The following is a 13,055-nucleotide window of genomic DNA, read 5'->3' as shown; positions in this document are numbered from 1 at the left end:
CCGCCTACCCAGAAGGGTAGGCGGCGAAGTGAGTACTTATTTACTGGTTGGCAGCTTCAAAATCACGGAGCAGATCATTGCCGCGTGCTACTGCTTCATCCGCTGCTTCCTGACCCGATTTGTCACCGGTCATCACCGCTTCCATCTCTTCGGAGATGATGTCGCGAATCTGCACGAAGTTACCAAAGCGTAGGCCTTTGGAGTTCTCGGTCGGCTCGTTGAGAGTCATCTGTTTCAGCGAAATATCCGCGCCTGGATTCTCTTCGTAGTAGCCCTGTTCTTGGCTCAGATCCCAAGCGGCCTGAGTGATGGGCAGGTAGCCAGTTTGCTGGTGCCACTGTGCCTGTACTTCGGGCTGGGAGAGGTACTCAAAGAACGCCGCAACGGCTTCGTATTCGTCATCGCTATGGCCCTGCAGTGCCCACAGAGTGGCGCCACCGATAATTGAGTTCTGCGGTGCGCCTTCTACGTCGTCGTAGTAGGGCTGCATGCCAAAGCCAACTTCAAATTCTGAATTGGCGGCGACATCCGCACGTGAAGCAGAAGAGCCGAAGAAAATCGCGCAGTCCTGGGAGTAGAACATCGGCTCAGAGTCGGGGCCGGAGCCGGGGCCACCCCATTTAAAGACACCTTCTTCCTGCCAGTCGTGGAGGTTGTCCCAGTGGCGAGCGACCAGCTCATTGTTGAAGGTAAACTCGGTTTCCATACCGCCAAAGCCGTTTTCCAGTGTACCTAGCGGCACGTTATGCCAAGCGGAGAAGTTTTCCAGCATGACCCAGCTAGGCCAGGAGGTGGTAAAGCCACAGCTGGCCGCACCAGACTCGACGATTTGGCGTGAAAAATCGGCCACTTCGTCCCATGTTTGTGGGGGCTGCTCGGGATCCAGACCCGCTTCTTCAAACATATCCCTGTTGTAGTACATGATTGGCGTAGAGGAGTTAAACGGGAAAGAGAGCATATTGCCGTTGGTGTCGGTGTAATAACCCACGACGGCTGGCAGGAAGGCTTCTTTATCGAAAGCGCGGCCATGCTCTTCCATCAGCTCGTACACTGGGTAGATGGCGCCTTTGGCGTTCATCATGGTGCCAGTGCCGACTTCAAACACCTGCAGGATATGCGGCTGCTCGTTGGCACGGAAGGCGGCGATCGCGCCCGTCATCGTTTCGGTATAGGTGCCGCGATAGCTGGGGGTAACGTGGTAGTCGTCTTGAGACTCGTTGAAGTCTTGGGTCATCTCTTCGAGAATTTCGCCCAGTTGGCCGCCCATGGCGTGCCACCAGCTAATCTCTGTTGCCGCCTGAGCAGACAGGCTTAGGCTGGCCGTCGCCACCCCTACGGCAAGCGCGTGCAGTGTGAAACGAGACATAACAAGCTCCTTATAGGCCTGAACTTAGTCAGGCGTGCAATGCGTTTGTTGAGATTTTTAGATGCACTGAACATTAAGAAGTGTAGATGACGTTTTAGTGAATGCACGATGAACCTGCCGTGACAGTCAACATTGCGCTGCCAGCAGGCCTACTGAGTAGGAAAAGGAAGAGGGCGATGATAGTGTGATAGGAAGAGTCCAACTAACGAGAGCAGTATGACTGACGTGACCACTTTACTGACGAAGCTGGTGTCATTCGATACCACTTCCAGTGAATCTAATCTGGCGCTGATTGAGTATGTGGAAGGCTATTTGGCAGAGTATGGCGTTAGCGCCGAGCGGGTGATGAGCCCCTGCGGTACCAAGGCCAACCTGATCGCAAGAATTGGCCCAGAGGCGCCGGGCGGTGTGATGCTTTCCGGGCATACCGATGTGGTGCCGGTGGCGGGGCAGCCGTGGTCGAGCGATCCGTTCACCCTGCGTGATGGTGGCGATGGGCGCCTTTATGGGCGTGGCACCTGCGATATGAAAGGTTTTATCGCCTGCGTATTGTCGATGGTGCCCACTTGGACGAAAGCGCCTCTGCAGCAGCCGATTTATCTGGGTTTCTCCTATGACGAAGAGATCGGCTGCGTGGGTGCGCCAAGCCTCATTAAGCGCTTTTACGAGCACTACTCCACCACCGCCCATGTGATTGTCGGCGAGCCCACCAGCATGCAGCCAGTGGTGGCGCAGAAAGGCGCAACCAATTTACGCACCACGGTGATTGGCCGCGAAGCCCACAGCAGTCAGGTTAATCAGGGCACCTCAGCCATTCATGTGGCGGCAAGGCTAGTGACCTTTATTGAGGACACCATGGCGGCGTTGGTGGAAGAGGGGCGCATCGATGAGGCCTTTAACGTGCCTCACACCAGCCTGCACGTTGGCAAAATCAAAGGTGGTACGGCGATCAATATCATGGCTAGGGAGTGCCAGTTCGAGTGGGAAATTCGCCATCTGCCCACGGACACCTTCGACGAAATATACGCGCGCTTTGAGGCCTATTGCGCCCAGCTAAGCGCTGAGCTGCAGGCCAAAGGCAAGCACGTTGAAATTACTACTGAGCCGCTAAACGTGACAGTGCCGGGCCTGGCCGACCGCGAAAACGATCAGGTACTTCGCCTAGCCAAAGACCATTTGCCCGCAGGGTGCTGCGACCACGCGGTGGCTTACGCCACGGAAGCGGGGCAGTTCCAGGGCCAGGGCTTGCAGACAATAATTCTTGGCCCCGGCAGCATCGCCCAGGCGCATCAGCCCGATGAATATATTGATATTGAGCAGCTTGAAGCGTGTGAGGATTTTCTAACGAAGATGGGTAAAGCGTTAGAGAAGACTGTCTAACTAGCTAATAACTGCCCAAAAAAATCCCACCCGGTTAATGGGGTGGGATTTTTTGTAGTGCTTTCATACCATGTCGCTTTTTCAGTGCTGAGGATGTTGTTCAAACAGCTCAGCTTTGGCATGGCGCATCACATCTTCGCACGCCTGCTGTTGGGCTAACTGCGTTAGCAGGCGTTGAGTTACTTCGAAGCCCTTGCCTAAGCAAGTGTCGACTTCCTGTTGGCTAACCGCTGGCGTCACTCGGTAATCGATTTTTACCGTGCGCCCACCACCTTCCAGCCGATCCGCAACTCCCCTGAGCCGCCACGCGATTTTCTCTTTCCAAGTTGCTGATTCTTCCGCGCCTTCGTTTACGCTAAACGTGCACTGCCATTCCGGTTTAAAGACCTTCATAGGAGAACCTCCAAAAATTTTGGAAAGAATGATCGATCGTGTTTCGTACCCCATCGTCTGAATGTATTGCCCCACTACTATATACCTAACGCAGCATAAATATCGAACAATAGTGATACACGTTGGGCGACGCGCATAGGGCGTATCGGTTAGGCTATAAAAGATGTGACTAACGAGCTTTTCTATGACCTCCACAACTAATCCAAGTTGCCCCTGTGGTAGCTTATTAACGCTTGATAAGTGCTGTGGCCGTTATCACCAAGGCGGGCTTGCCCCCACGCCTGAAGCTTTGATGCGCTCTCGCTATGTGGCTTTTGTGCTAGGGCGTAGCGACTACCTGTTGGCGACATGGCACCCCTCTACCCGCCCTGCAGAGCTTGCGCCTGATCCTGACGCTGAGTGGAAGTCGCTATCTATCGTCTCCGCAGAACCGCCGCTCGACAATATCGGTTACGTGCATTTTCGTGCCTGTTTTTATGAAAGGGGGCGAGTGCAAAAAGGCTGGCATGTATTAGAAGAGGTCTCCCGCTTCGTTAAAGAGCAGCAACGCTGGTGGTATATAGACGGAACACCCACGCTTACCCGCCTGAAACCACGCCGCAACGACCCGTGCTTATGTGGTAGTGGGCGTAAATTAAAGGTATGTTGCGGTGAATAGTGGCATCGTTCAGCCTCACAAAGCCGAACCGCAATGGTATCTCTATTTGCTGGAGTGCCAGCGTGGCACCTATACGGGCATTACCAATAACCTGGCAAAGCGTTATCAAGCGCACTGCACCGGCAAAGGGGCGCGTTATACCCGTGCAAATCCGCCTGTTGCACTGCTGGGTGCCGAACCGTTTGAAGACCGCGCCGCCGCAAGCCGGGCTGAATATCAGTTAAAGCAACAAACACCGAGCCAAAAGCGCCGCTGGGCCAAGCAGTGGCCTGTACAATTAGAAGCTAACTAGACTCTTTTCCGTTAGGCGTAGATTAAGGAACCTACATGCTGACGTTTTACTCAGAGGACAGCCGTTTGCGCCAAGCGCGCACGGAGTTACATGACGGCGCGCTGGTGACCCCGTTTGAGTGCCCCGAACGCCTTGATCTAGTGCTAAAGCATCTTCACCAGTCCGGGCTTGGCGATATTCGTACCCCTAGCGCTTATGGATTAGCCCCAGTATTAGCGGTGCATGACAAAGAGTACGTAACGTTTCTAGCCAACTGTTGGCAAGAGTGGCAGGCGGCTGGGCATGAGGGGGAGGCGATTCCCAATATTTGGCCCGCACGAACCATGCGTGGCGACCGCATCCCGCGATCGGTTAGCGGTCAGCTAGGCTACTACGCGCTGGCGGCGGAAACGTCGATCTCAGCAGGAACCTTTGAAGCCGCCATGGCGAGCAAAGACGTGGCGTTAGGCGCGGTAGAGCATACGTTACAAACCGGCGAACCCAGTTTTGGTTTATGCCGGCCGCCAGGCCACCACGCCGCGTTTGATCAGTTTGGCGGTTACTGCTTCTTTAACAATGCCGCCATTGCCGCCCAGCGCGCGCTGGATGCAGGCAAACGCCGGGTCGCCATTCTTGACGTCGACTTTCACCACGGCAACGGCACCCAGCAGATTTTCTACCAGCGTGATGATGTGCTGTTTATCTCACTGCACGGCGACCCTGAAGTCACCTTTCCTTACTATTTGGGCTACGCTGATGAAAACGGCGAAGGGCAAGGCAAGGGCTTTAACGTCAATTACCCGTTGCCTCCGGGCACCAGCGTTACCAGGTGGATGGCCACACTTGAGCTAGCCTTGGCGCAAATTAAAGCCGCGGAGTGTGAATGCCTGATCGTATCGTTAGGGGTCGATATCTTCGAAGGTGACCCCATAAGTGCCTTCACCTTTACCAGCGAAGATTTCACAGCGTTAGGTGAGCGCCTGGCCCAAGTAGGCTTACCCAGCGTGTTTCTGATGGAAGGGGGCTATGCTGTAGATGAAATAGGTGTCAATGTAGTCAACGTGTTACAAGGTTTTGAACAGGCGCTATAAAACGGTCTGGAACTGCATCTAAACAAGGGTAAAGGTTAACCGTGACAGCGGCCCCTAAATCGGGCAGGCTATTGCCCTTTAAACGGGGCAGGGAGCTCAAGCGTGGCAGTGTATGGTGGAATTCAGGCACATGAATTGGAGCGTTGGCTTAATGCGTTAACCAACGCCGCCTATGACCGGCGCTGCCCGTTGGTAAAAGTACACGGTGGCAACGCCCGTGCGCGTACCGCCCGTCAAGACCTCCTTCATTTGGCGAACGACTACCGCTGCGGCGATTCTAGCCGCGAAGAGAGCGCAGCCGACCTTGGTCGCTGGTGCCAAACCTACCTTTCAGAGGCCGAGTGGTACGTGCTGGTCGGCACCCGTCAAGCACCTTCCCAGCCGCAAAGCGAAGAAGAACGAAGCCTCACCGTGCTCAAGCAGCACCGGGTGGGGTAACAGCACCCATCAGCACTAACTGCGATCAAAAGCTCCTGCGATGGGGCTTTTTTTGTGCGCGAGATGTATGTCTTAACAGGAAGCCGAATTTTTTAATGGCAGAAGAATCAGTAGGTGCTTAATAACGATGTATTGACAAAAGTTTAATAAGATGAGTAGTTTGAAAGGATATGTCTACTCGACTAACGTTTTAAAAAAACGCTATCTAAGAGCAGGGGGCAATACATCTTGTGACCATTACACCAGCGCTATCGGTTCGCTCCTTGGGCGTGAATTTTGGCTCCAACCAGGTTGTTAAAAATCTGAGTTTTGATGTTTATCCCGGTAAAACGACGGCAATCGTTGGCGAATCTGGCTCGGGTAAATCGGTGACTTCACTGGCTATTATGCGCTTGGTGGAGTACATGAATGCTGAGATTACCAGCGGCACAATACTGTTCCACCGTGACGCCAGTGGCTCTCAACCGCAAGATCTTACCCAGCTTTCGGATAAGGCGATGCGCAAGATACGTGGCAAAGAGATTGCCATGATTTTTCAGGAGCCAATGACATCGCTGAATCCGGTTTACACTATTGGCGATCAGATTACCGAAGTGCTGGTATTGCATGAGAAGCTAACCCAAGACGCGGCGCGGGTCGAAGCAGTAAAACTGTTAAAACTGGTGCGCCTGGCCGATGCTGAAGCGCTGTTAAAACGTTACCCCCACCAGCTATCCGGCGGCATGCGCCAACGAGTGATGATAGCGATGGCGCTGGCCTGCCGACCAAAAGTGCTGGTTGCCGATGAGCCCACCACCGCATTGGATGTCACCATTCAGGCGCAGATCCTTACCATTATGCGTGACCTGCAGCAGGAGCTAGGGATGGCTGTCATCTTCATTACCCACGATATGGGGGTGGTGGCGGAGATGGCCGACCAGGTAGTGGTCATGCGCCATGGCGAAAAGGTCGAGGAAGGGGCGGTGGAGGAGATTTTCGCCCGCCCCCAACACCCCTATACCCAAGCACTGTTAGCGGCGGTGCCTAAACTTGGCAGTATGCAGGGCGAAGCTCTTCCACGCATGGATCCATTAGTGGTGCTGGATGGAAATGTTGCGCGCACTCTGGGTGAAAGTCGTCAGCAGGATACCGCTAGAATCGATGAAGCCCCGGTGGTGGAGATAGAAAATTTAGTCACCCGTTTCGATATCCGAAAAGGGTTCTTTGGGGGGGTTAGCCATCGCGTCCATGCGGTGGAAAATGTCAGTTTCAGCATTTTTCCTGGAGAGACGCTGGCGCTGGTAGGCGAGTCGGGATCTGGCAAGTCGACCATCGGGCGCACCATTCAGCAGTTGCAGGAAAGCACCAGTGGCACGATACGCTTTGGTGGCAAGGCCGTGGCTGACATGTCCCGGGCAGAAAAAATGCGCCTGCGCCAAGAAGTGCAGTACATTTTTCAAGATCCGTTTGCCTCCTTGGATCCCCGCAAAACCGTGGGCTTTTCGATAGCCGAACCCATTCGTACGCACGGCTTGCTGCACGGTGCTAAAGCAATCCGTCAGCGCGTTAATCAGTTACTTGAGCGCGTTGGTTTGAGTGCTGATCAGGCTGAGCGCTATCCCCATGAATTTTCCGGCGGCCAGCGCCAACGGGTATGTATTGCCCGCGCTCTGGCTTCCAAGCCTAAGTTGATCATTGCTGATGAAGCGCTATCCGCCCTCGATGTTTCCATCCAGGCGCAGATCATTCACCTGCTCATGGAGTTGCAGCAAGACGAAGGCTTGGCCTATCTGTTCATTAGTCACGATATGGCAGTGGTGGAAAAAATGAGCCACCGCGTAGCGGTATTACACCTTGGCCAAGTCGTTGAGTTAGGCGAGCGCCGAGCGGTGTTTGATTCGCCTCAGCACTCCTATACACGCAAGCTGTTGAGCGCTGTGCCCGTGGCCGACCCCGCACAGAGGCGGGAGCGTACATTGCTGCAGGGCGATATTCTTAGCCCCATTCGTAAGGTCGGTGATGAGCCAGAACATTGGCCATTAGTGCAGGTGGCTAGCGGTCATTTCGTTGCCCAGGAAGTAGGCAGCGCCGAGCGTTTGGCATCATAGTTAGTTTCCTGATGGTATAAAAACTGTGAGACAACAACAGGAGTAATCCCATGAAGAAAAACAAACGCGTGCTCAATGGTGCCATCGCCGGTATGGCTCTGAGCGCTGCCTTCTCTGCCTCTGCGCAGGCTGGTTCATTAACGATTGCTTCGCCGCAAGATCCGGGTAGCTGGGATCCCATCGACACTTTTTTGGTGAATTGGGCCTCGGTTGCCACCAATATTTTCGATGGTTTGACTTATCGAGGCCCTGATTTAGAGCTGGTGCCCGGTCTGGCAACCGAGTGGGAGGAACTGGATGATGGTACCCGTATCCGTTTCACTCTGCGTGAAGGCGTCACCTTCCATAATGGCGAGCCCTTCAATGCGGAAGCGGTAAAGTTTACCTTTGATCGCTTATTAGGTGAGGAAGGTGGGCAGGGGCCCCAGCGCTCCAACTACACGGCGATTGAAAGCGTGGAAGTCATCGATGAGTACACAGTTGACTTCCACCTGAATGAGCCCGACCCAGTACTGCTCACTAAGCTAGCAGGCTACGGGGCGATGATTGTGCCACCGGAGTATCTGACCGAGCATGGTGATGAACACTTCAATACCCATCCGGTAGGCACTGGGCCTTTCAAAGTAGTGGAATATAATCCTCGTGAAGACGTTCAGCTTGAGGCCTTTGCTGACCACTGGGGCGGCGCGCCGAAACTTGACGAAGTGACTTACCGCTTTATCTCCGAGCCTTCCACCGCCGTGGCTGAACTGCAGGCTGGGCGGGTTGATATCGTTATTCCGCCGACGATTCCTATCGGCATGATCGACACCATCAATAACCACGACGGCGCCAGCATCGTTAGCGTGGCTTCGCCGACGGTGGAAGCGATTCGGTTCAACACCCAATCCGGTATTACCGCCGATGAACGCGTGCGTAAAGCCTTGATTATGGCCGTGGATCGTCAGGCGATTATCGACTCCATCCTGGCTGGTGAGGGAGAAATGATCGCCAGTTTCCAGGGCGCTCAGTCCTTCGGTAACGACCCTGATATGGAGCCCCTGCCGTATGATCCGCAGCAGGCTCGCAAACTGCTGGATGAAGCGGGCGTCGAGCAAGGCGCCACGGTACAGATTGATGTGCGCGGTAACGACGCCACCTTTGGTGAGGTGGCCCAGGTAGTGGCGTCTTACCTACAAGGGGTGGGGATTACCGCTTCGATCCAGCCATATGAAACCAATGTGCTACTTAACGACATTATCCCGGCAGGCCGCACTGGGGAGATGTTCCAGCAGAAATGGGGCGGTTGGACGTTCGACTTCGACAATACCGCTTACCTGATGTACCACACGGGCGAACGCTGGAATCCTTATGATAGCGACGCTGAGTTAGATGAAATGCTCGAAGCCCAGCGCAGCATTACTGATCAGGAAGAGCGAGAAACGCTGCTCCAGGCGATTGCGCAGTATACCCAGGATCGCGCCTTGGAAATGCCGCTCTATAGCATCAATGCCCTCTACGGTGTCAGTGACCGGGTGGAGAATTTTGAACCTGCCCCGGATAACCGTATGCGTTTAACCAACGTGGACGTTAGTGAATAAACGTGACGCCATCCGGCCGCTTGAAAGGGCGGTCGGCTCTTCACACTGACACTTCACAAAAGCTTCATGTAAGCGTTTCGGGCTTGGGGTCATAGTGGCAAAATTTCTTCTTTATCGAATACTGCAGGCCGTCTTTGTGGTGATCGCCGTGACGCTGATCGTCTCTTTTGCGATCAGGTTAACCGGTGATCCGGCGGTCATGCTGGCGCAAGGGGCGGGTAGTATTACCGAGGCGGATCTGGAAAGGATTCGTGAAGCCTTGGGTTTGAATCAATCCTTCCTGGCCCAGTACATCGGTTTCCTGCGCGGTCTGGTGGTGGGTGATTTTGGGCGCAGCTTTATGGGCGGAACCCCAGTGAGTGACTTGATTGGTCGCGCGCTGCCCGCCACCTTGGCGCTGGCTTTTGCCTCGCTGTTTGTGTCTATCGTGGTATCGATACCTCTGGGTATTAAGGCCGCGGTATCGCGGGGAAGGTGGCCCGACCAGATGATCAGGATTTTTTCCCTGATCGGGCTCTCTTTTCCTAACTTCTGGCTGGCCATCATGCTGGTGCTGCTGCTCTCCATCACTTTTAATCTGCTGCCGCCCAGTGGCATGGAGGGCTTCTCCAGCTTCATTATGCCCGCGGCGACGATGGGGATCATTCTAACCGCCACCAACGTGCGCCTTGTGCGAACCACTATGCTGGATACCCTCCGCTCTCAGTACATCATGGTGGCGCGGGCAAAAGGCCTTTCCAACACGGTCGTACTCTACAAACATGCGCTGCGTAACTGCTCCATTCCGCTGATCACCTATTTTGGTTTGCAGTTCGGTGGTCTGTTGGGCGGTATCGTGGTTGTCGAGCGTGTCTTTAACTGGCCAGGACTCGGCACCTTGGCTTTCGAAGCCGTATCGGCCCGGGACTATCCCGTCTTACAAGGCGTTATTACCGTGCTCTCGTTAATGATCATCTCCATTAACCTGCTTGTTGATATCGCCTATGGCCTGGTTGACCCCAGGGTGCGCAAGGAATAACCATGACCGCAGCTATTAAAACCGACAAATTGAAACGCTTTAAAAACCTTGAGTTTATCCTTGGCGTGCTGCTTGTGGGCGGTATTGGTTTAGCGGTGATCTTCTCCGGCTGGCTATTTCCCGGAGGAGGTTCAGAGCTTAACTTAGCCTACCGTTTAACGCCGCCGCTGGTGGAGCCTGGCTTTCCCCTGGGCACGGATCCATTAGGCCGGGACGTGCTCGCGCGGGTGATTATCGGCGGTGAAATCTCGCTAAAAGTTGGGGTCTACTCCGCCCTTGGGGCGGTGGTGATCGGCATCATTATGGGGTTGGTATCCGGCTACTACGGCGGGTTCCTGGATATGATCGTGATGCGCTTTGCCGACGTGCAGCTCGCGCTGCCCTTTATTCTGCTGGCGATTACCTTTATCGCCGTGATTGGTGGCGGGCTAACCAATATGATTATTCTGCTGATTATCTCCCAGTGGGTGCAGTACGCGCGCTTGGTGCGCGGCTCGGTGCTATCGCTGCGCGACCGCGAATTTATTCTGGCGGCCAAAGCGATTGGGGTGAAAGATATTCGTATTCTGTTCCAGCATCTGTTGCCGAATCTGATTGGCCCCGTCATCGTGCTGATGACCCTCAATGTGGCCAATAATATTCTGCTTGAGAGCAGCCTGACCTTTTTAGGCTTGGGCGTGGATCCAGTGATTCCCAGTTGGGGCGGCATGCTGGCGGAAGGGCGTACCTATCTGCAAACGGCGTGGTGGGTTAGTGTGTTCCCTGGCTTGGCTATTCTGTTAACCGTGCTAGGGCTGAACCTGCTGGGTGACTGGCTCCGGGATGCCTTGGATCCCACCGGACGCACCTCCTTATGACCAACGATCCCCGTATCGAGATCTTGTTAGAGTGCTCGTTTCCACGCACCACGCGATCTTTGCTTGATGAGTACGCCACGCCTGCCTATCAAGGCTATCAGTTGGAGGCGTGGGTCTTCGACGATGAAAGCGAACGCCAAGCCACAGAAACGGCCTTCAAGGCTGCTGGTATTAATGCGCGCCTGCGCAGTGCCTATAAGCCCCTGGTGCACTTCTTTTTAGAGGAGTTCTCGTGGGCGTCGCTGCGGTCGCTGGTAATTGAGTACCCGGTGTTAGCACATGCGCCGCGCCGCTTTCTGCTGGAAGCCTACCCGCTGGCGGCGCTACTTCCGCAAGGTGTAGCGCTATGCTGGGAAGAAGTTGATGCTACGCCTGCCACTATTTCAACCACTATTTCTACACCTCTTCATTATCGCATTCGTGTGGAGCGTAGCACTGGGGAGCGGGAAACGTATTGGGTTGATGCACCTAACCGTCAACATTTAGATCATGTAGATGAAGCACAGTGCTCACCCTGTGGCTGGCTGCGGCTCACCTCTCCCAATGGCGAGGTAAGCGAGTCAATTGTTGAGACGGACTATGAAGCGCTGTTTCAAGCGGCGATGGCGACGTTATCCTCAACCCAGTGGCAGACAGCATCGCCCTACTTTGAAGAGCTCAACTTTACGGTGCAGTTGCCCTGTAGTGACCGCCGTTTAGCGTTGGACGATGAGCATATCAGCCTTGCCGAGGGGCTCCATGAAGAGCTCTATTTCTCAGCGCTGGAGTATTTTCAGCGCCGCGCAGGTTTGGCGCTGGGGGATCGATCCATTCAGCCGGGGCAGATTGTGCCGGAAGTCTCCTCTCAGGGGGAGCGAGCCTATTTAAACGTCAGCCTACGGCCTTTGGATGCCTCCCAACTGCCGCGGGCCGAGGTCGAACTGGAGAGCGCTCAGCAGGCTATCGGCGTTGAGCAAATAGAGGCGTTATTGGCAGCGCTGGGTGGTCAGGCGTTACAGGCCAATACACGAGCGGGGAGAGCGGTAGAGGCACGTTATATCGTCGGCAGTGACCGCGCCGTTATGATCAGTGCGGGGCAGCATGCCAACGAAACCTCCGGCGTGGTGGGGGCGTTGCGTGCTGCGGCGCAGCTTAGCGGTGAGCCTGAGGCCCACTTCGTCATTTCGCCGCTGGAAAATCCTGATGGCTACGCATTGCAAGGCCGGCTCGTCGCCACTCAGCCACGCCATATGCACCACGCGGCGCGCTATACCGCCTTTGGTAATGACCTCCAGAGCCAGCCGCTTGGGCAGCCATTTGAACATGCTATTCGTGAACAGGCATTTGCTTTCAGTAATGCCGGACTGCATATCAATCTGCACGGCTACCCGGCCCATGAGTGGACGCGGCCGTTAAGCGGTTACGTGCCCCGCGGCTTTGAGATGTGGACGATTCCCAAGGGCTTCTTTTTGATCCTGCGCTATCAGCCAGGCTATGAAACAGCCGCCGAGCAGTTGGTGGAAGCCGTTACCCAGCAGCTTGCGCAAGTGCCTGGGCTGGTCGAATTTAATGCCGCGCAAATTGCGCTATTTGAGACCCATGCAGGGGCGTTAACTTTCCCGATATTGAATGGCTTCCCCTACTTAAGCTCGGAAGACGCCGATCAATTAATGCCATTTATGCTGATCACTGAATACCCTGATGAAACCCTAACCGACGAGCCCTTTGTACAGGCGCATACCGCGCAAATGGCAACGGTGGTGGCGGCCTATAACGCCTTTCAAACGCTCTTATTAAATAGTTAATACTCCTTTAATAGCTAGGTGCGAGGGCAGGTTGAAGAGAGGGCCTTTCGACAGGGCCGGAAAAGATTCCTGACAATTCCGGCATTTCCGCCATCCATGGCGGTCAGATGTCGAAAGTAGCACCCACGGAAG

At 54.7% G+C, this 13,055-nt stretch carries 12 protein-coding genes; 10 read left to right on the top strand and 2 right to left on the bottom strand.

Annotated features, from left to right (window positions below; all coding sequences use genetic code 11):
• Positions 1–40 precede the first annotated feature (40 nt).
• On the bottom strand, positions 41–1,366 hold the full coding sequence (ugpB, locus tag HZS52_RS03065; RefSeq protein ID WP_022520782.1) for a sn-glycerol-3-phosphate ABC transporter substrate-binding protein UgpB: 1,326 nt from the start codon (positions 1,364–1,366) through the stop codon (positions 41–43).
• 216 nt (positions 1,367–1,582) lie between these two features.
• Between ugpB and argE the strand changes: the two genes are divergently transcribed.
• Positions 1,583–2,746 carry an acetylornithine deacetylase gene (gene argE, locus HZS52_RS03060; protein ID WP_190374130.1) on the top strand — a complete coding sequence of 388 codons (1,164 nt, stop codon included), beginning with the start codon at positions 1,583–1,585 and terminating at the stop codon, positions 2,744–2,746.
• A gap of 81 nt (positions 2,747–2,827) precedes the next feature.
• On the opposite strand, the gene HZS52_RS03055 is transcribed toward argE, so the two are convergent.
• Positions 2,828–3,139 carry a hypothetical protein gene (locus tag HZS52_RS03055; protein ID WP_022520780.1) on the bottom strand — a complete coding sequence of 104 codons (312 nt, stop codon included), beginning with the start codon at positions 3,137–3,139 and terminating at the stop codon, positions 2,828–2,830.
• Between the two features lie 184 nt (positions 3,140–3,323).
• Between HZS52_RS03055 and HZS52_RS03050 the strand changes: the two genes are divergently transcribed.
• The 9 genes from HZS52_RS03050 (at position 3,324) to HZS52_RS03010 (ending at position 12,923) form a co-directional block, all read left to right on the top strand.
• Positions 3,324–3,797, top strand: coding sequence for a YchJ family protein (locus HZS52_RS03050; protein WP_041158919.1), 474 nt, complete (start codon positions 3,324–3,326; stop codon positions 3,795–3,797).
• Entirely contained in the window at positions 3,790–4,089 is a 300-nt protein-coding gene (locus HZS52_RS03045) for a GIY-YIG nuclease family protein (protein ID WP_022520778.1), read from the top strand. The genes HZS52_RS03050 and HZS52_RS03045 overlap by 8 nt, the downstream gene beginning before the upstream one ends.
• A gap of 35 nt (positions 4,090–4,124) precedes the next feature.
• Positions 4,125–5,159 carry a histone deacetylase family protein gene (locus tag HZS52_RS03040; RefSeq protein ID WP_190374129.1) on the top strand — a complete coding sequence of 345 codons (1,035 nt, stop codon included), beginning with the start codon at positions 4,125–4,127 and terminating at the stop codon, positions 5,157–5,159.
• 102 nt (positions 5,160–5,261) lie between these two features.
• Positions 5,262–5,597 carry a hypothetical protein gene (locus HZS52_RS03035; RefSeq protein WP_022520776.1) on the top strand — a complete coding sequence of 112 codons (336 nt, stop codon included), beginning with the start codon at positions 5,262–5,264 and terminating at the stop codon, positions 5,595–5,597.
• Positions 5,598–5,827: 230 nt separating this feature from the next.
• Positions 5,828–7,684 (top strand): ABC transporter ATP-binding protein, encoded by a 1,857-nt coding sequence (locus HZS52_RS03030; RefSeq protein WP_051052111.1) that lies wholly within the window; start codon positions 5,828–5,830, stop codon positions 7,682–7,684.
• Between the two features lie 50 nt (positions 7,685–7,734).
• Positions 7,735–9,264 carry an ABC transporter substrate-binding protein gene (locus HZS52_RS03025; protein WP_041158922.1) on the top strand — a complete coding sequence of 510 codons (1,530 nt, stop codon included), beginning with the start codon at positions 7,735–7,737 and terminating at the stop codon, positions 9,262–9,264.
• Positions 9,265–9,358: 94 nt separating this feature from the next.
• Positions 9,359–10,282 carry an ABC transporter permease gene (locus HZS52_RS03020; RefSeq protein ID WP_009287871.1) on the top strand — a complete coding sequence of 308 codons (924 nt, stop codon included), beginning with the start codon at positions 9,359–9,361 and terminating at the stop codon, positions 10,280–10,282.
• A 2-nt stretch (positions 10,283–10,284) separates the two neighbouring features.
• The gene (locus tag HZS52_RS03015) at positions 10,285–11,139 is read left to right on the top strand and encodes an ABC transporter permease (protein ID WP_009287872.1); all 855 of its coding nucleotides are present in this window, start codon (positions 10,285–10,287) and stop codon (positions 11,137–11,139) included.
• Positions 11,136–12,923 carry a M14 family metallopeptidase gene (locus tag HZS52_RS03010; RefSeq protein WP_190374128.1) on the top strand — a complete coding sequence of 596 codons (1,788 nt, stop codon included), beginning with the start codon at positions 11,136–11,138 and terminating at the stop codon, positions 12,921–12,923. The genes HZS52_RS03015 and HZS52_RS03010 overlap by 4 nt, the downstream gene beginning before the upstream one ends.
• Positions 12,924–13,055 lie beyond the last annotated feature (132 nt).

Origin of the sequence: Vreelandella titanicae (assembly GCF_014697095.1) — a bacterium.
GTDB classification, from domain to species: domain Bacteria; phylum Pseudomonadota; class Gammaproteobacteria; order Pseudomonadales; family Halomonadaceae; genus Vreelandella; species Vreelandella titanicae.
Note: the sequence above shows the minus strand (reverse complement) of the source record. Positions and strands in the feature narration are given on the sequence as shown.

Coding starts and splice junctions, on each gene's coding strand:
- ugpB (WP_022520782.1), bottom strand. CDS start 1,366: ATGTCTCGTTTCACACTGCACGCGCTTGCCGTAGGGGTGGCGACGGCC.
- HZS52_RS03055 (WP_022520780.1), bottom strand. CDS start 3,139: ATGAAGGTCTTTAAACCGGAATGGCAGTGCACGTTTAGCGTAAACGAA.
- HZS52_RS03015 (WP_009287872.1), top strand. CDS start 10,285: ATGACCGCAGCTATTAAAACCGACAAATTGAAACGCTTTAAAAACCTT.
- HZS52_RS03010 (WP_190374128.1), top strand. CDS start 11,136: ATGACCAACGATCCCCGTATCGAGATCTTGTTAGAGTGCTCGTTTCCA.
- HZS52_RS03025 (WP_041158922.1), top strand. CDS start 7,735: ATGAAGAAAAACAAACGCGTGCTCAATGGTGCCATCGCCGGTATGGCT.
- argE (WP_190374130.1), top strand. CDS start 1,583: ATGACTGACGTGACCACTTTACTGACGAAGCTGGTGTCATTCGATACC.
- HZS52_RS03050 (WP_041158919.1), top strand. CDS start 3,324: ATGACCTCCACAACTAATCCAAGTTGCCCCTGTGGTAGCTTATTAACG.
- HZS52_RS03040 (WP_190374129.1), top strand. CDS start 4,125: ATGCTGACGTTTTACTCAGAGGACAGCCGTTTGCGCCAAGCGCGCACG.